The organism is Dyella terrae, from assembly GCF_022394535.1.
Taxonomy (GTDB): Bacteria; Pseudomonadota; Gammaproteobacteria; order Xanthomonadales; family Rhodanobacteraceae; genus Dyella.
Genome location: NZ_CP089414.1, coordinates 219489 through 236464 on the forward strand (window position 1 = coordinate 219489; position 16976 = coordinate 236464).

Annotated in this window: 14 protein-coding genes; 1 reads left to right on the forward strand and 13 read right to left on the reverse strand. The window is 62.0% G+C overall.

The window, feature by feature from the left end; genetic code table 11:
* Positions 1-82: 82 nt before the first annotated feature.
* The gene (locus DYST_RS00980) at positions 83-433 is read right to left on the reverse strand and encodes a DUF2958 domain-containing protein (protein WP_239949391.1); all 351 of its coding nucleotides are present in this window, start codon (positions 431-433) and stop codon (positions 83-85) included.
* 292 nt (positions 434-725) lie between these two features.
* Between DYST_RS00980 and DYST_RS00985 the strand changes: the two genes are divergently transcribed.
* Entirely contained in the window at positions 726-1016 is a 291-nt protein-coding gene (locus tag DYST_RS00985) for a helix-turn-helix domain-containing protein (RefSeq protein ID WP_239949393.1), read from the forward strand.
* A 66-nt stretch (positions 1017-1082) separates the two neighbouring features.
* Here the strand turns inward: DYST_RS00985 and DYST_RS00990 are convergent, their stop codons facing one another.
* The 12 genes from DYST_RS00990 to DYST_RS01045 all read right to left on the reverse strand — a co-directional run bounded on the left by DYST_RS00990 (position 1083) and on the right by DYST_RS01045 (position 16902).
* Positions 1083-1400 (reverse strand): DUF736 domain-containing protein, encoded by a 318-nt coding sequence (locus tag DYST_RS00990; protein ID WP_239949395.1) that lies wholly within the window; start codon positions 1398-1400, stop codon positions 1083-1085.
* Positions 1401-2167: 767 nt separating this feature from the next.
* Positions 2168-4204 (reverse strand): ParB/RepB/Spo0J family partition protein, encoded by a 2037-nt coding sequence (locus tag DYST_RS00995; RefSeq protein WP_239949397.1) that lies wholly within the window; start codon positions 4202-4204, stop codon positions 2168-2170.
* 77 nt (positions 4205-4281) lie between these two features.
* A complete protein-coding gene (locus DYST_RS01000) occupies positions 4282-5106 on the reverse strand; it encodes a DUF932 domain-containing protein (protein ID WP_239949399.1) in 825 nt (274 codons plus the stop codon).
* 544 nt (positions 5107-5650) lie between these two features.
* Positions 5651-6157, reverse strand: coding sequence for a RadC family protein (radC, locus tag DYST_RS01005; protein WP_239949400.1), 507 nt, complete (start codon positions 6155-6157; stop codon positions 5651-5653).
* A gap of 379 nt (positions 6158-6536) precedes the next feature.
* Positions 6537-6953: a very short patch repair endonuclease gene (locus DYST_RS01010; RefSeq protein WP_239949402.1), complete on the reverse strand. Its 417-nt coding sequence runs from the start codon at positions 6951-6953 to the stop codon at positions 6537-6539.
* On the reverse strand, positions 6946-7752 hold the full coding sequence (locus tag DYST_RS01015; RefSeq protein ID WP_239949404.1) for a hypothetical protein: 807 nt from the start codon (positions 7750-7752) through the stop codon (positions 6946-6948). Before DYST_RS01015 ends, DYST_RS01010 begins: the two co-directional genes overlap by 8 nt.
* Positions 7753-8466: a hypothetical protein gene (locus DYST_RS01020; protein WP_239949406.1), complete on the reverse strand. Its 714-nt coding sequence runs from the start codon at positions 8464-8466 to the stop codon at positions 7753-7755. It abuts the gene before it with no gap.
* A 189-nt stretch (positions 8467-8655) separates the two neighbouring features.
* Positions 8656-10560: a hypothetical protein gene (locus DYST_RS01025; protein ID WP_239949408.1), complete on the reverse strand. Its 1905-nt coding sequence runs from the start codon at positions 10558-10560 to the stop codon at positions 8656-8658.
* Positions 10532-11578: a PD-(D/E)XK motif protein gene (locus tag DYST_RS01030; protein WP_239949410.1), complete on the reverse strand. Its 1047-nt coding sequence runs from the start codon at positions 11576-11578 to the stop codon at positions 10532-10534. The genes DYST_RS01025 and DYST_RS01030 overlap by 29 nt, the downstream gene beginning before the upstream one ends.
* Complete coding sequence (locus DYST_RS01035; RefSeq protein WP_239949412.1) at positions 11575-14298, reverse strand: Z1 domain-containing protein; 2724 nt, start codon at positions 14296-14298, stop codon at positions 11575-11577. Before DYST_RS01035 ends, DYST_RS01030 begins: the two co-directional genes overlap by 4 nt.
* The gene (locus DYST_RS01040) at positions 14243-16366 is read right to left on the reverse strand and encodes a DNA cytosine methyltransferase (protein WP_239949414.1); all 2124 of its coding nucleotides are present in this window, start codon (positions 16364-16366) and stop codon (positions 14243-14245) included. Before DYST_RS01040 ends, DYST_RS01035 begins: the two co-directional genes overlap by 56 nt.
* Positions 16363-16902, reverse strand: a complete 540-nt coding sequence (locus DYST_RS01045; RefSeq protein ID WP_239949416.1) for a hypothetical protein — start codon at positions 16900-16902, stop codon at positions 16363-16365. Before DYST_RS01045 ends, DYST_RS01040 begins: the two co-directional genes overlap by 4 nt.
* Between the last annotated feature and the right edge of the window lie 74 nt (positions 16903-16976).

A 16976-nucleotide genomic window follows, 5' to 3' on the forward strand; every position in this document is an offset into this window, starting at 1 on the left:
AGACCGCCGCGCCACGCAAGAGTGGCGTTTCATACTGGCCGGGTATCGAGCCAGACCAAGAAAGAAAGGAAGCAAGGCGCGATCAGTCGGGAATCGAACCGTCGAGCTGTGCCAGCCGCACATACCCGGACAGCGGCCGCACTGCATGGAAATACAGGTCGCGCAGGACGGGCCGCCCGAGCGGCCCGACGATAGCGGCCAAATCCGACAGTTTCACCACTCCCAGCGCGGGCATGCCGATGCCAAGGTCGATCAACCCCCAGGCTGTATTGCCGTCGGCTGGATCAAGTGCGGCCAGTAGCCAGGTCGCGTGCGCGTCCGGTGTGAACAGCCGGACCACCGGCATCGGATCGATGGGCTGGCCGGTAGCGCGTGCTTCGCCGACGGCGAGCAGTTGCGCGCGTTGTTCGTCGGTAACGAGTGGCTGGGTCATGACCGTCATTCCCATGTATCCGGTAATGCACAGAGCCGCTTTGCCACCAAAGCACGAAACCGGCGAAGCGGATGCGTGCCTTCGTGGGAAAGCACGAAAGCGCAAACCGACGAATCCGGCCATGCACGGAAACGTCGATGCGCAATGGTGCATATCAGGAAAGACACGGAAGCGGCTCTCCGGGTTTGTCGAAATCCGTCAAAGCGGATTTCAGTAACCAGCCGGCTAAATTGCTACCAATGAGTTAAAGATAACGTGGTTTTAATTGTCTCGCGATCGGACGCTTCTGTCCATGCAGAAGCGTCCCGTCCAGGCCGGCCGACCGGCCGGCGCTACCACCTTCGATGCCGAACTGGCCCAGGCGTTCGGCGCGGCGGTGCGTGCATTGCGGGCGGAGCGTGGCATCGCCCAGGAACTGCTGGCTAACCAGGCCGGAATCGAGCGTTCCCACTTGGGAAAGATCGAGCGCGGCGAGCACATGCCCACGTTGGCGATAATCTTCAAGATCGCCAACGCGTTGGAGTGCAGCACGGCTGCACTGATGAGCGCGACGGAAAGCCGGCTTGCAGCGTCCGGAGCGTAGCTGTTGCAGTGCTGTCTCTGGCAGCACTGCTGCCCCGCCGCCGTGGGCGGGGCGCAGTGGCGGCGGTTAGTCCGCCTGCTGTGGCTTGCTGCGCGACCAGATCAGGTCGTGCCTGCCGTCCTCGCTCTCGATCAGGCGGGCATAGACCGTTGCCGGGAACGAAGGATCGTCGAGGGTCACGGACACATAGGGCCGTTCGGCCTTGCTGACTTTCTTCCACGCCGCGCCGATGTCGTGGCCGGCCGCCTGCACGCGGAAGTCGGGGGCGTTCTCGCTGTCGCCCTTGTCGTTGGGAACCAGCTTGACCTTGACGTTGAGCGTCAGGGTGCGCAGCGTGCCAGTGAAGCCGTCTTTCTCTGCGGTGAAGGTGCCGATGTTAGCCATGATGTTTCTCCTTTCGGGTTGAACAAGGTCGCGCCAGTGCGTCCTTGTTGTGATCCGGCCGGCGGGGGATGGGCTGGCCGCACCGCGCAGCGGGCGCAACACCGTGGAGCACCTGGAAGCGAAAACAATTTGTCCCGCGAGGAAGCCGCGTAGCGGCGGGGAAATTGTTTTCGCTGGAAGGTTGCGGCCATGAAGCCCAAGGCGCAGCCGTGCCCTCGCCAGGATTCACAACAGACCAAGGACGTACAGGCCGACCGCTCCCGAAAGGAGACAGGGCCGACTCGGCATCTCCGCATGATGGCTTCATCGGCTTGTGCCCTGATGCGGGCAAGGCCAACTGCAATGACAAGGGCGACAGTGAGAATGCCCCTGCCGCAACCTGCGGCTCCGTGCGCGAGGCGTGGCGTGGAAGCTCCATAAAGCAAGGCCGGGCGAGTGTGTCCGTGAACCGTCCTTCGTGACGTAAAGGCGGCGAACCGCCAGCGTCGAAGACGGCACGCTTTTGCACAACCTGTCGCAGCAAGCCGGGGCGTAGCCCCAAGCCCTGCCCATGACGGCGGGGCGCCATCGAAACCTTGCCCGCGCCAGCGGGTGCCGACTGCCGTACCGCGCGCAAGGTCGTTGCGCGCTCGCCCCGTCGCCGCCTGGCCGAAGGCGGCGACGGGGCGGTTTTGCCGTGGACGTGGAAACCGGGCGCGGCAGACCTGCCGCGCCCGGTTCTGAATGAAAGGAAACCCCGGCGCACTGCGCCGGGGCTAGGGACTACCTCACGCGGCCAGTGCGTGCACTTCCACCTCGGCGGCGGCATCTTCCGACGCAGCAGCTTCGTCAGCCGCTTCCGGCACGCCTTCCGGCTCCGTGTGATGCTCGGTCTGAAACACGGCAGTCATCCAGCCGGTGCCCTCGGCCAGCCGTTCGGCTTCGCTGGCAATGTCGCCCTTCTTCAACTTCGACAGACGGGTGACGTGCGCGGGGGCGAACTGCCCCACGGCTTCCAGAATCACGGCCTTGGAAACATGGCGGAAATAGCCCTCGGCGGTCGGCTTCCACCATGCGGCCATGTCCAGCTCCACGGCCTGCGCCAGTTCCGCGCCGGGCTGGTGCTGCGCAGCGCGAGGCGTCACCACATCCACCGTGGACGCCACGCACACGGCCAGCAACCGCACCAGTTCGTCTTGCGACTTCGCCAGCAACACGGCGAACAGTTCGGCGCTGTCGTCCGGCAACGCTTCGCCTGCGATCTGCTGCAACTCACGAAGCGCCACGGCGGCAGGCGATTCCGGCACGTCCGAAGCCATGCTTTCCAGCCGGTCTTGCACGTCCAGACGCACGCCGAGTGGCAAGCCGTCGCGGTGGCATCCATCCTGCAAGACAGTCCGCACCATGCCATACACCAGCGCGGCCAGAGCGACCTGCGGATGCCGGGCGACTTCGATTTGCAGCGCCGCCGTGCGATGGGCACTCAACCGTTGCGCCAGCCGGTCGGACAGGTTCGCGGTCTTGGGGGCTTCGTCGGCGTCGTCGTTCGCGCCATCGCCTGCACTGAAACCCTGCCGCAGTTTTTCCAGCGTGCGCAGCGCCTTCGCCTCGGCCTCGCGCAGCAGCCCGCGATGAATCACGGCCTCGCCCTCGCGGTCGAGCGTGACGATGGCACCGGCCACGGCGCGCACGTCCGGGGCATATTCCCGCAAGGCATCTTCGATGGCTTGCAGTTCATCGGCCACCTGCTCGCGGCGCGGTTCCAGCGCCTCGGTCCTGTCCTCGTCCTCGGCGTCGTAAGCTTCTTCCAGTTCGGCGTCGATCTTGTCGAGGCGGGTTTGCAGCGACGCGACGCGGCGGCCTTCGCGGGCGCTCGGCTCTCGGCGCTGGCGCGGGGCGTTCTGGAACGTCTGCCGCTCGGCGTGGCTCACCTGCGGCACGGCTTCCACCCATGCCCAACCCTCACCACGCACGTCCTCGGCCAGCGCGTCCAGCTTGCCACGCACCAGCGTTTCCAGCAGCGCGGCATCGGTCAGGTAGGTTCCGGCATCGCCTTCCGCGAACAGGTCGCGGCGGATGCCGCCACCTGCCGTCGTGTAGGCGTCCAGCTCGACGAAGCGCACCAGCGGATGCGTGGCGGTGATTTCGCGCTCGGTCAGGCGTTCGCGCAGCGCGGACGGGCTGCGCTGCCATTCCGGCGCACCGTAGAACGCGGCTTCCTGCGCGGTGCGGTCGTCGGTGATGGTCAAGGCCATCAACTGTTCCAGCGTCGCGGCTCCGACGCGATAGTCGGACAGCAGGCGCGGCGAGACGTTGGCGAGCTTCAAGCGGCGCTGCACCACCAGCGGGGACACGCCGAAGTCGGCGGCAATGTCCTCGATGGGGCGACCCTCCTTGACCAGCGCGGCGAAGGCCGCGAACTGGTCGGCGGGGTGCATGGCCTCGCGCTGCACGTTCTCCGCGAGGCTGACGGTACGGGCGGAAGCGTCGGCCACCAGCAGGCACGGCACTTCGTAGTCGGCGGCGATGCGCTTTTTCTTCGCCAGTAGCTTCAAGGCAGTCAGGCGGCGGTCGCCCGCGACGACTTCGTACTGCTCGCCATTGGCGGCGAGGATGACGATGAGATTTTGCAGCAGGCCGACGCGAGCAATGCTCGCGGCCAGTTCGGGGATGGACTGGCGCGGGGTCGCGCGCACGTTGCGCTTGGAACGGCGCGGCAACAACTGCGACAGCGGAACCAGAATCAGGTTCTTGGTCGGGTCGGCCACTTCCAGCGGCGCGGCGGTTTCGATGGCGATGGTTTCGGTTTTCAGGACGGCGTTCATGGTGACAACTCCTAGCAGTTGGGATGCAGCAGCGAGAGAAGCGACAGGGGCCGCTGCCTGCCCCTGTCGCGTGGGGTTCAGGCTTTCAACTGGCGCAGGCCATCGGCCAGCAGCCACAAGGCGCGATTCAGGCGGATGCCGTTGTCGATGCCCTGCACCGGGCGCGTGGTCTGGCGGCGACCATTCGCGGCGCGGGCGGACAGGCCGCCTTTGATGAGGTTTTCTTGCGTGCGGTTGAACACGCTCCACAAGTCGCGGCGGCTATCGTCGTGACGGCGCGGCATCAGGATTTGCGATTCCGTGATGGGCGCGGGCTTGTCCTCGTCGTACTTCAACGCCAGCGCGGCGCGGGCGAACACTTCCGATTCCCCGGCGTCTAGCGTGATGGCCTGCATGGCATCGCGGGATTCCTGCGCCCGGTCGAAGCCGTGCAAGACTTCGTAAGCGCCTTCGATCACCTGCGCGGCTACGTCTCCCTTGTGGGGTACGCGCACGTCGGCCACGGTGTCACCGCAAACGAGGCCGTTCTGGCACACGAAGCGGAACATCCCGGCGAGCATCTGATAGCTACTGGTGCCGTCGTGCGAATTGAGCAGGATGATTTCGTTGGCTTCGCGGCCGTTGATCTGGCTGGCGTGGCGCAGCCGGATCATGTGCTTGGTGTAGTCGCGGCGATCATCCGCACGCACGCGGGTCTGGCACACCATGAAAGGCTCGAAGCCTTCGCCGCGCAGTTCTTGCAGCACGGTCGCGGTGGGGATGTAGCTGTATCGCTGCGATCGGCTTTCGTGCGGCGCGTCCGCGTAGATGGACGGGGCCACGGCGCGAATCTGGTCATCCGACAAGGGACAGTCGGAGCGCAGCACCGGGGAACGTGAAGCGAAACGGGAAGCGAGTTGCATGGTCTTTCTCCTGACAAGGGTTGGCTGTTGAAACCCCACCGGATTCCTAGATTTGGAGCCCGCTTTGGGCTTCCGGTGGGGTCGGCGCGGAGACCTGGGCCGGCCTCGTTGCCACCGTCTTTCCTGAGTTCATCGCCCGCGACGGTCAGGAGCGCGCGGATGGGGGCCGTCAAGGAGACAAGCGCAGGGTGGGTGCGGCCCGCAGGCGCAGCCGAGGACACGGCCCTGCGCGCCTTGACGGCACACGGGAGCGGGCTACAGTCGCGGACAAGGTGATGAAGTCAGGAAAGGCGGATCGACAGGCAACGGCCGTTGTGTTGGCGCAGACACCACGCAAGCGAAGCGCGCAGGCCCGGATCTCGGAGCCGGGCCAAAGTCCGCGCCGGCGCAGCCGGGGCGGCGGCATTGCAGGGGCGCCAAGCGCAGCGCGGCGGGGATAGCCCGCAGGGCTTTCCCCTGAGAGTGCAAGCACCAGCGCGCAGCGCCGAAGGCGCGAAGGCGTCAGCAGCGGGCGCAGCAAAAAAAGGGGCCGAAGCCCCCTCGCTCAAAGCAGGCCGCGTTCGGCGAATGACGCCGTGGTTTCACCAGCGACGATGACGTGATCGAGCACACGCACGTCCACTAGCGCCAACGCTTCCCTGAGCCGCTGGGTCAGCGCCTTGTCCGCTGCGCTCGGCTCGGGATTCCCGCTTGGATGGTTGTGCGAGAAAATCACCGCCGCCGCATTGAACTGCAGCGATTCTTTGACGACTTCGCGTGGATGAACCGATGCGCCGTCGATCGTGCCACGGAACATCTCCACATACTCGATCAACCGGTGGCGCGTATCGAGGAACAGCACTGCGAAAACCTCGTGCTCGAATCCGGCCAGCTTGGTGCGCAGGTACTCCTTGACCATCGCCGGCGAACTGAACTCGGCACCACGCTGCATCTTTTGGTCGATGACCTGGCGCGCGGCCGCCAGGATTTGGTCGGTCGTCGCCGGCAGATAGCGCCCCTGGTCGTCACGTACCAGCAGCGAGGCATCAAGAGAGAGGGAAAGTTGCGACATGTTCGTGCTCCGGTTGCTCGGGCGGCATTGCCCGGAACCGGCGCCAGCACGGCGCAGCGCAAGCCGTCACAGGGTCGAAGACGGCCAAGGCCGCAAGCGTGCAAGCACGCGCAGCCCTTGACGGCGAGAACGCCGTGATACGGTGAAGGGAAACAGCAAGACCGCCCCCACGCTACGCATGAACGCAGGCAAGCGGAGCGCGCAGGCCCGTCAAGGGTCGGAGGCGTCAGGGATCAAAGCCGAATGGCCGCGACTCGGTACGAGGCGCGGGGCACAGCCCGCGAGCCCAACGGCGCATTGCGCCGGGACGGTCAAGAATTGATTGACAAAATTCACTGCGCAGAAAATATCTGTGAAGCAGCGAATATTTCGTACGAAGCTAGGCTCTGCGAAGCTTGTCTACTCTTGCCTCAATGCGCTGAATGCAGCGTTCAAGGTTCTTTTTTACGTCGTGCTCCCAAATCCGCATGACCGTCCAGCCGTCACGGCGCAGAAGTGTCATATGCCGGAGGTCGCGCGCCATGTTCCCAGCAATTTTTTCGTACCAGTAGGGTGCGAGTTTGTGCGACCACTGGTCGAACTTCCATCCGTGCCAGAAGTCGCCATCGATGAATATAGCGAGTCGAATCTTGGTGAAAACGACATCCGGCTTACCCGCAAGCCATGCTGCATTCACTCGAAAGCGGTAACCGCGTCTGTGCAGTTCCTTCCTCACGGCAAGCTCCACTTTGGTGTCCCGGCCGCGGATCCGTGACATGGTCATACGCCGTTGCTCGGGCGTCATGTTGTCAGCCATCGCTAGGCACCAGCGCCGATTCCGAGTTCCGGCGGGGAAGTGAAGCGGCCACTTGTTCGAAAACACTTTTGACGTGGCGATCGATCTCCCCTGAAGCGATCGACTCGAATGACAAGAATGACGATAGTCGGAGGAAACGCTTCTGCGCCTCTCGGATCAACTGGCGCCGGGTGAGATCAGAGTATGTCTGCGATGCGGCCAGCAGTCCGGCCGCAATGGAGCCGGGCAAGCCTTCTATGCCGGCGAGCGACGGGCGCTCCATCAACTGGACCAGTTCGTCCTCTCCGAGCGCGCGCAAAAGCTCCGCCAACCGAGAGGCATCAGGTGCTCGCGGCGCGAGGTGAAAGGCGCGCCACCAAAGACGCTGAAAGACGTTGCGGCGACCTGCAACAAATCGTTCAAGCGGGGTTGTGGCATTGTCTGTCCCACCAAATCGCCATCGGACGACATCAGGCAGCAGGACGCAGGACAGAAACTCCCAGACGCCGCCTTTGACCGCTTCCGCAGGTGCCATGCACATCTGTTGTGCCAGCGCGATGGAAGCCTCGGCATCGAAGGCCGCAGCCTGCTGCTGGCTTGCTGGATTCGGATATCCGGCAGTCGTCGCCAACTGAAGGAGGTCGCCGCGAAGCTTGCTTAGCGCCGCGACTGTCGCGCGGGCTCCTCCCGTCGGCGTGTATTCGCAGGCAGGATGTTCGGTCGTGGCCGTGCCCGCGAGCGATGGAATGGAGGCTGCGCGAGCTGCATCGGCTAGTTGGAGGGCGATATGGTGTGGGAGCTGAGGAAAGAGGGTCACCATTCAGCTCCAGAACAACCTGAGCCGACCCTGCAGGTCGGTGGTGAAGTAATCAGGCCTCTGATTTGCGGCGGCGGCCAAGCCCCGGATGCCGTCGCCAGGAAACAGCATCTGGATCATCATGTAGATGATCCTGCCGCAACTCCCTTCAGCGTAGTCGCCTTCGCATTCGATGAAATCCTCGTTTGCCAGCGCGCCAAGAATCAAAGCTTTGGCAATGTCGAAATAGATCGCAGAGCGAATCGCCGATGCTTCGGCATTCGGGAATTCGCCTGAGACCGCATGCACTACCCGTGGGTGCGCAGCGTTGATGAGCAGGCGGACCGAGCCGAGAAAAGGCTGTTCCAGAGCAAACACATTCCAAGAGAGTCGCCATGCCGCCTCTGGGTTTGCCCAATAGCCTTTGCTGAAATCAACCACTTCCACCGGAAAGAACGAAAGCGATGAATCCAGCTGAATCGTCTGTCTTTCCTGTAGCAGCACGGCGCCGGCATGTCGCGCCGAGAGTGGTGTACCGGAATCCTGTCGGACAGCCACCAAAACTGTGGTGTCGATATGCAGCGCTCCTGCAATGTCGCTGCCAGCAATGTCACCAGACAGCTCAACAAGGCAGGTGTCGTCGCCGTCGGAAATAGGAATTCTGGCCAGCCCGCGGCGCAGCACGGTGCCGGGACTCAGACCAGCTTGCTGCCGCCAGCAACGGAACAGTTTCGGCAAGGCCGCAGTCGGCCCGCAGACCTGCGGCGTCGATGATGACCTCTCTGCGTAGCCGGAGAACAGAGCCGTAGTCGAAGCCGAACAGGATGGCAGGAAGATGCGACGGCGGCTCTGTCGATAGAACTTCCCACTGTCCTGTCGTGAGCCGGTGGGCAGCCGCTCGTTTGTAGGGGACGGCGGTCACGGTTTTCATCCTTGCACTCCAGCCTCCACCCTGAGTGCAACGGAAATCATGGCATCGGGAGGAATGCTCACCGCGACGGCCCATGTACCGCTATTGACAGGAATCTCGCAACTGGCGGCTCTCGTCGCCGCAATAGTGCCGGTTGGGTCCACCCACCTGATTACACTTGGCTGTTGTGCGCCTTCAGGGGGATCGCTTTCGAAGCCGTCGGCAATGACCACCTTGGGCAATGCAAAGACTCGGGCCGGTGTACCTTCCGGACCAGACGTTTCAAAGCGGGCGACCATCACCGCAATGCCGTCGATCAGTTCGATTGCCGGTTCGCCGACAAACGAAACTTGCGGCGCTAGTGCGCCTTTGCGCCCCGTGCTGGATCGTCCGCCGGCACCGCCGCCCGTGGACGTGGTCAGTTCATTCCGGGTTGCGCCTGCGGCATCAGGACTCAGCGATGGCACAAGCGCGCCGAGCATACGTGAGAAGCTGGCCACCGAATGCGCTCCCGCTTCCGATGCCTCGATTGTGTGGGGCGCTGCGAAAGCCTCAACGGCTTCCTTCACTCTGCGCAGGGCTACCCGAACGAATGTCTTTTCGGACGCATCCAGCAGCAGATCGGGAATCCAGTCGTCATGGGTTGGCGGCTCGGCATGGGCGAATGCGGCATCTGCATCGGCGTCAACCCGAAACACGCCTGCGTATTCGGCCAGTTCATAAGGGACCGGCGGTCCCTCCAGGTACTTCACCACGAAGTTTGGAGCACGCATCACAGCGATGTGCTGCAGCGGCCGCCGAAGGCCGCGCTGGTACAAGCCAGCGCCGTCGTCGTCGCGTTCGCCCGCGGCAGGTTGCGAACCCATTAAGGCTGAAGGCTGTCGAACGAGCGCAAGATGACCTAGCAGCTTCTTGGGCCGCTGCGATGCGATGGACTCCAGCACTGCACCACCGGATGGTGCTTTAGCGGACGCTGCCGCAAAAGCGCGTGCCAATAGCACCAATTCTGGATCTTCATGCACCGCTGGCAGCGGTAGCTCGCGGCCCTCGCAGCGGACGCAGAACGACATGGTGGGAGTGTGACCGGGGCCGTCGATGAGCTTTGGCCAGAAGTAGTCCATGATCGCACAGCCCATTTGACTCAATACCTGTTGAGGTGCAGCGCCTTCGAAGTCGGGTGCGAGAACGTAGACGGTGGTGCCGCATGCATCCGGGCCGCGTTGGACGCCGCCGAGCAGCAGTGCCAGCGCGTCGGCTTCGGTACCCAGTATTGGGTCAACGACCCCGTCCTGCGCCAAGCGTCCCCACCAGTGCCGGCCGGTGAAGCGCTGGCCTTCAGGGCCTTGAGACTCGAACTGCGGTCCCAATGCAGCAGCCATGAATCTCGACTCCATGCCGCGTCCGTTGCTGAAGCGAGTGTGGACGCAGATGGTTTTCAGCGAGCTGGCGAGAAAGTACGCCGCTTTGCCAAAACCGTAGGTGCCGCCCGCGTATGCACGGTTCGGCGGCCGCCCGATGTAGCGCATGAAGTCGACAAAATTGGTCGACTCGCCTGGCTGCGGGACAACATTGCCGCGGGTGGGGCCGCAGAGTCCGCGGGTGCCGAAATCGCTGACGGCGAGTACAGGAAAGTCGCCATCCGCAAGGAGGCGGGCTTGAACATCGACAGCGAACGGCACGCTCCCAAATACCCGGGCCGCCAGTGTTCGACGTATGTCCCGTTCGAGCAGGTATCCATCAACCTGGAACTGAACCCCGCCTGCGGGTGCGAGTCGTGCATCCCAGCTGTTCTGAGCTGCTTCGCGAACCAGCAGTGTGAAGCGGTCTGCGCGAGGTCGCCCGAGTTGGTTCGACACGCCCTCGGCAGCGGCACCGCCCGTCGCAGAAAACAGCTCAGACTGCAGGTTCAGCGGCACCGCCATCGCGGACTCCTGCAAACGCCGCGTGGAGGCTATCCAGTATTTCCGGATGCAGTGGTGCAGACGGGGACGCGGCAAGGTCGATGGTGTAGTGGATGTCTGATACTCCTGCTGCAAGTCCAGTGGGAGAGAAAGATGCCCCTGTCAGCCGCGGAAACGATGCAGCCACTTCGTAGATTCGACTGTCGATGACGTCGATTCGAATCTGCTGGTAGTGGGCATCATCGCGCAGGTCATATCCGACTTGCGACAGGCGACCCAACAAGTCGCGCCGATCAACACCTGTGTCCAAAACCGACTGAATCAGGTCCGGCACGGTGACGCCGGATGCGCCGTTCAGCTCCAAGCGCATGGCGCTCAGATACAGCCGGGCATTGTGGGGCGGCTCCAACTGCGTAAGGCCGTGAACGCGGAATTTCCATTCGTCGCGTCGCACTGTGGTTTTGACCTCCAAAGCGCAGCCCTCTATCGTGAAGTCGTGTCGCGCGCCATATGGTCCCTGCCAAGCTGAGATTCCATGGGTGCTCTTTGCTGCTATGCGCGCCAAGTGCCACAGTTCGCCGAACAAACCGCACAGGGCTTCAGTAGACAGAACGTTCGATGCCTCACGGTCCAACAGTTCGCGCCAACGCTGAAGCGTCTGATGGCAGGCCTGCAGCGGCTGGATCGCGCGACTGTGCAACAAGCCGAGCACCTCTTCAGCGAGATGAGCAAAGACGCTGTTGAGATGTGCCTTTTGACAAGCGAGGTCGAGGTACTGCCGCTGCCCTGTATCGTCGACCAGTGGCCGGGTGGTGAGATGTACGCCGCCGCTGCGCCGGTCGTGCGCGGCGGGAAAGTCTGCAGCGACGGGAACCAGCACATGCCGAAGACCCAATGCATCGAGTGCCAGCAGCACCGCTCCCTCAGAGGTGTTCAGCACCGTGTCGAAAACGCGGAACTCCCCGCGCGTTGGGCTACCCGTGCTTAATTCCAGCTGGCGCCATCCTTCATCAGTGGTCCAGGTACCCTCGCTCGTCATTCGTCAGTCTCTGCCATATCTTCGAGATCGTCGATGTCAATCTGCTCGCTGTCGACATCCGGAAGTTCAACGGTCATATAGTTTTGCGGCGTCAGATCATTTTGCGGCACGTCGGGGAATACGAGTGCAAGACCCACAACGTGTTGAACGGCGCCGAGTAGTGCGCGCTGGGTGCTCCCTTGACGCGGCATCGAATCCTTGCTGATTGGATAGAGCAGCAGCAAGCCCCTGTCCGGCGCGGCTTCTTCGCGAAGGTCGCGCAACTCATCGCGATCCTTGCCGCGCAGCTCAGACGCGGGTCGCGGCACGTCGATCGCAACGTCGGTCTCCGACATCAAGGCCTTGATGTCAACAACCTGCGGGCCTCTTTTCCGCAGTGAACGTGCGCGGTTGACCAGAGGTACTTCGGCGTCCAGCCCGAAGTCGATCGTCCCGAGTGCTGGTACCGGCGCGGATCGTGTGACAACGGCAACCGTCCAGAGGGCGATATGTCCCCGCTGGTTCTGGTCGCGGATGTAGCTCTGCAGCAGCCCATTTGGCATCTCGCTGTTGCCAGGATCGATGGCGTACTCGTTCAAGAACTGAAGCACTTGGGTCGACGAGACATCGAAGAAGACCTTGTGCGGCTTGTCCGTTACCGTCGCGGGTTGAATACCGGCTGCCCGCATGCGCGCAATCAGATCGCGTGCTGCCTTGAGATTTTGATCCAGCCAACTCTGGTCTTCGTGGCGGAAGACAATCGTCTGCACTTCTCGCGCGTTGAAAGCCATCTTGGCCTGCACCGCGTGCTGCATTTTAAGTTTGGCCGTGATGGCCAGCGCTGGGTGCTGGCGGATGCGAACGGCAAACTCCATGGGAGTCACATCGCCGTTCTTGTAGCGGGAGATGTCCTGACGAATCTCGCGTTCGACGCTAGCCAGGTCGTAGAAGTAGTCGCGCAGATCTTCCGTCATCCACACGCGGGCAAGATCGCCGTAGCCCGGTCTGTAGCCAAACCAACGCCCCATCTGCAGCAGAGTGTCATAGGCAGACGCCGATCGGACAAAGAAGCTGACCGTCAACCCTTCCAACGTCAGTCCGCGTGAAAGCACATTGCCGCCGATTACGATATAGATGCGGCCGTTTCCATCGGCATCCTGCTGATAGTCCACGCGGTCGAGGGTGGGGCTGCTGCCATTTTCGACCTTCGACTCGGTCCGTCTGAGTACCGTCGTCATGTGCGCGCTCAGGTCGGCGAATGCAACTGGTTCCAGGCCCAGCATCTCGGAAGGCAGCTCTGCCTGCTCGCGCAGCCAAAGTGCTTCGAGTTCAGCCATCAAAGCTGCGTCGCCCTTCTGGATCAGTCTCAGCACGGCCCCCTGAAATGCATCAACGGCACCCTTGGCATTTCGATGCGCCGCCGCGTATTGGGTCGTATGGATGAGCATTGTGGCGTGCTTGCCACGCTGCCCACGCACCTGGCGAGCGGCAACGGCCATCCAGAAATACAGCATTGCTTCGCGCAGCGTTGCAGTGATTTCCGGAGTGAACGTGAATCGAGCGTCTCTGCCTGGCGGCTTCAACTGCGTGCCTTCGTGGTCGGGCACCAGCCGAATGACATTCAGGCCGTCCACAGGCTCTTCGTTTTCGTCCACGGGCGCACGCCCGAAGATTTGCTCCGCGCCGAAGTATCCATTTCCGCGTGGCAGATCGACAATGAAGTCCCTGGGGTAGAGATCTTCGGGTAGTGAGGGATCGATGAAGAGGTTGGCGAAGGGGGTAGCCGTATAGCCTACATAGGCTGCTTTAGGGAGATCCTGCAGCAGCTTCACAATCAGTTCGTTGATCTTGGTTCGCTCGTCCGGCTTTGGGTGCGAGTTGGGGCTGGCCTGGTCGGCTTCATCATCAATGATTAGAACAGGACAAGCGCGAAGAACCTCGGGTCGTGCGCCCGTAAGCCATCTATGCAGGCGCTTGAGCCGGCCGCTGTTTTTCTTAACGACGCCCAGTACCTTCGTGGAATGCTTTTCGGTAAGAAAGGAGTTGACGTTGGTATTGGCGGCGAAATCGTCCTGAACATCGGTCACGGTGATCCAATGCTCCAGGTTGGCAGCAATAAGATCTTCGTCGATGCGTAGCTGTGTCTGGTAGCGCAGGACGTTGTTCATCCCTGACAGCACGATGATGAACCGGTAGCCGACATCGGCAGCCTTGGCAATGACCGCGGTGAAGCTTGCCGTCTTGCCGCTCTGCACGTGCCCAAGTACAAGCCCCCGCGTCCGGATCTGCGCCTTGCCAGGTGGATCGAGCAGCGACACCACTCGGGTCGACGCTTCGTCGATATCCTTGATCGCTGCCGGGTCCCAACCCTTCTCTTTCAGGTGTTTCTCGTAGGAGTGCCACAGCTTGTCCGACGGATCTGGACCGAGATACCACGGATCGAAGTGCTTGTTATAGATACTGCCTGGCTCCTTCATCGTCCATACACGGCGGCTGGCATCACGGTACTTCTGCAAGGCCTGCTCGACTAAGGCCGGGGGGAGCAGCGTTGATAGGCGTGCGGCGGCCTCTTCAGGGGTCCGTCCGGCGCGCACTGAATCGCGAATTTGCTCGGCCAATTGGCCGACTTGATCATTAGTTCCATCGCTTAGCGACATGCATTCCCCCTGGTTGAAACTCTTGTTTTCAGAGATCGAGAATGAACTCTGCGACGGCTTTTGTGACGCTTGGGCAGACTGCATTGGCAAGCTGCTGCTGCTTGTGCATCAGGCCGCCATCAGTGCCCGATGCCGTCCCCGCGAAGCGGAACCAGTCGGGAAAGCTCTGCAGCCGCGCCGCTTCGCGAAGCGAGAGCCCCCGGTGCTGTGATGGATGAATGATCATGCTCTTGCGATAGTGGCCAATGGTTATTGCGGGTTCCCTCCAAGCCAGTCGCCTGTAAATGTTGCTGTGTGTGCGTTCCACATCGGCATAGTTGGTCATCAAGTCGCGCACCGCCTGCCAGTTCTGCCCTTGGCCAATGCCCTTGTAGCGCTCAATGACGTAGTCGGCGTGCCTTGAGGTGACGTGATCCCAGATGACGCCTTTGGGCGCGCCCGTGCGCATGGCTCGAAGGAAGGCGTTCTGCTGCATGCGTGCCGAATCCTCTTCATAGGGGCGTTCAGCCAAGTCGTCTCCGTTGCCGAGCTTGGGCAGATCAGCTATTGCATCACGGACCGTCACAAAGGCGTTGCCTGTACCTGGTCCGTGAGTCGGCCTGGGAAAAGGTCCCCATTTGCCGAAGTCCTCCGACGAGTAGCCGACATCCTTGTGAATACCGAGCAGGAAAAATCGATTGCGATTCTGCGGGGCTCCATACCAAACAGCGTCCAGCAGTTTCGGAAACACGAGATACCCCATGTCCGCAAGTCGCTCCAGAACGTGCGCGGCAACGCTGAGGTCTGAGTCGGTCTCATCCCTGGGCGTCCAAAGGATTCCCTGGACGTTCTCCATCAACAGTACCTTGGGCGCCATGTGGGACACGCAGTCTAGGAAGGCATCCACCAGATGATTGTTGGGATTGGAACTCGACCAGCTGTTTCGGTTTGCACTGGAGAAGCCTTGGCACGGCGGCCCGCCGATCAACACGTCAACGTCACCATGTTCTTTAGCCATCGCCCCAAGCCGCGTTCTGACCTTGTCGGAACAAAGGTCCATTGGGGCATACTCCGTTGGCGTCGTACCGGCTGGGGTCAACGCGGTTTCTTCCATGAAGGCATGGTTATGCTTCAGCGTCTGGGTGTAGATCGGATGGATCTCGGCTGATCCGGCAATACGGTAGCCGCGACCGCCCGACGCCCTTGCACTAAGGAAGCCAAGCCCCATGCCGCCGGCTCCTGCAAACAGTTCTACGATATTCAGCGTCTTCTTTTCAGCTGTCAGACGGTGTTTGAGCCGTGCAGGCCGATCGGGTAGCTGCAAATGCTGATGGGCTGCTTTGGCGTCGTGCCCGGCGGCGATCTTGCGGTTCGCCCGCACTAGTATGTCAAGCGTTGCTGATTTTTCTGATGTATCAGAGAGGCGTGCGGGCGCTGCAACCGCTGACCGCGTCCGTTTCGCCTTGCGGACTGCCAGCCTAACCCAGCGCGTCCATGCAAGCAGCTGCGCAAGCTTCTTGATCCCGTCTTCCAATTCCAGCGAGGTCATACCGACAAGGATGCCACGCTGATATCCCTTGATGCCGCCAATCGACAAGGCGAAGCAAGTCAGGTCTGCAACGCCTGCAAGTCCCACTTTGCCCAGATTGGCGGCGTAGCACTCGGATTCGCCCGCGGGCTTGCTTAGATTGACCTGCTGCCAATTCGCTGTTTCCACCCGATCCTTCGGAGAGGATGAACGGATCCCGTCACGAGCTCGTGCAAACTCAACCCGACGCGTAGGATCGACTTCTACAACATAGTGCAGCCCGCTGCGGCCGCTTGCTTCCAAGCGTTCTATGAGCTGTGCTGTGGCCACCGTGCGAAAACTGCATACGACGACGCCGCTGCGTGCTTTCGCCTGTTCAAGGAGAGCCATGGCCGTGTCTGCGCGCGAGGATTCCCCATCCAGATCCAGCTCCTGCTCGGCCGTGAGCACATCCCCGTTAAGCCGGTAAAGTCTCATGTGCTGTGCACCGGCTTTTTTGCTTTGGGCGCGCAGGTGGCCCGCTACCTCTTCGAGGATCCAGATCGGCCCCAGATCGGCCGTCGCCGAACCGGCACCCACCAACATCTGCGGCTCGAGTGTGTGTGGCGCAGTTGGCTCCGGCAGGTCAAATGTCACTGCACTCATGCTCCAGCCATCCGAGGGGAGCGGGTAACAACCGCCGCTGGGAAGTGAAGAGGCCGTTGCTCCGAGGTGGGGAAACTGCTGACCCACGCGGCCTGCAGCTGCTCTGCGAATGGGCGCATAGGTACCAATATGGCTGGCGCATCAAGGTCTGGTTCTCGCGTTAGCAAACTCACTTCGCCGCGCTCGACGTCAACGAGAAGGCGCTGGTCTCCGAGCAAGGGCCAACTGGTATTGCGGCACAGGGAAAACAGGCTCGTCGAAGCGGCAGCCAGTGTCCCGACGCTAATGCCCATCACTTTGACCAGATGTCGCACCACCAGTAGCGCCAGCGCATCCCCAGGGGCAAAACATGGCGTGTAGCCATTCAACCCAGCGAGCGGCGGCAGAACCTGGCGCCAGTGACGCAGCGTCTGGTCCGATAAATGTGTCACCTGAGCGACTTGTTGTGGAGTGAGCTTCAGCATGGTTTTATTGTATTCCGCAATCATCCTGTTGTTAACAACAAGATAGATGGTCGCCGAGAATCTACACACCACGAAGCTTCGATCCGAAGGTTAGTGCTCGGTATTAGCCAGGACACGACAGGCGGCTTCAAGGTGCTGTGAGCTGA

What these genes read in the sequence shown, in the direction of transcription:
- DYST_RS01035 (WP_239949412.1), bottom strand. Translation starts at nt 14,298, where the DNA reads ATGCAGTCTGCCCAAGCGTCACAAAAGCCGTCGCAGAGTTCATTCTCG.
- DYST_RS01010 (WP_239949402.1), bottom strand. Translation starts at nt 6,953, where the DNA reads ATGGCTGACAACATGACGCCCGAGCAACGGCGTATGACCATGTCACGG.
- DYST_RS01040 (WP_239949414.1), bottom strand. Translation starts at nt 16,366, where the DNA reads ATGAGTGCAGTGACATTTGACCTGCCGGAGCCAACTGCGCCACACACA.
- DYST_RS01025 (WP_239949408.1), bottom strand. Translation starts at nt 10,560, where the DNA reads ATGGCGGTGCCGCTGAACCTGCAGTCTGAGCTGTTTTCTGCGACGGGC.
- DYST_RS00990 (WP_239949395.1), bottom strand. Translation starts at nt 1,400, where the DNA reads ATGGCTAACATCGGCACCTTCACCGCAGAGAAAGACGGCTTCACTGGC.
- DYST_RS01015 (WP_239949404.1), bottom strand. Translation starts at nt 7,752, where the DNA reads ATGGTGACCCTCTTTCCTCAGCTCCCACACCATATCGCCCTCCAACTA.
- DYST_RS00985 (WP_239949393.1), top strand. Translation starts at nt 726, where the DNA reads ATGCAGAAGCGTCCCGTCCAGGCCGGCCGACCGGCCGGCGCTACCACC.
- DYST_RS00980 (WP_239949391.1), bottom strand. Translation starts at nt 433, where the DNA reads ATGACCCAGCCACTCGTTACCGACGAACAACGCGCGCAACTGCTCGCC.
- DYST_RS00995 (WP_239949397.1), bottom strand. Translation starts at nt 4,204, where the DNA reads ATGAACGCCGTCCTGAAAACCGAAACCATCGCCATCGAAACCGCCGCG.
- DYST_RS01000 (WP_239949399.1), bottom strand. Translation starts at nt 5,106, where the DNA reads ATGCAACTCGCTTCCCGTTTCGCTTCACGTTCCCCGGTGCTGCGCTCC.
- DYST_RS01030 (WP_239949410.1), bottom strand. Translation starts at nt 11,578, where the DNA reads ATGACGAGCGAGGGTACCTGGACCACTGATGAAGGATGGCGCCAGCTG.
- radC (WP_239949400.1), bottom strand. Translation starts at nt 6,157, where the DNA reads ATGTCGCAACTTTCCCTCTCTCTTGATGCCTCGCTGCTGGTACGTGAC.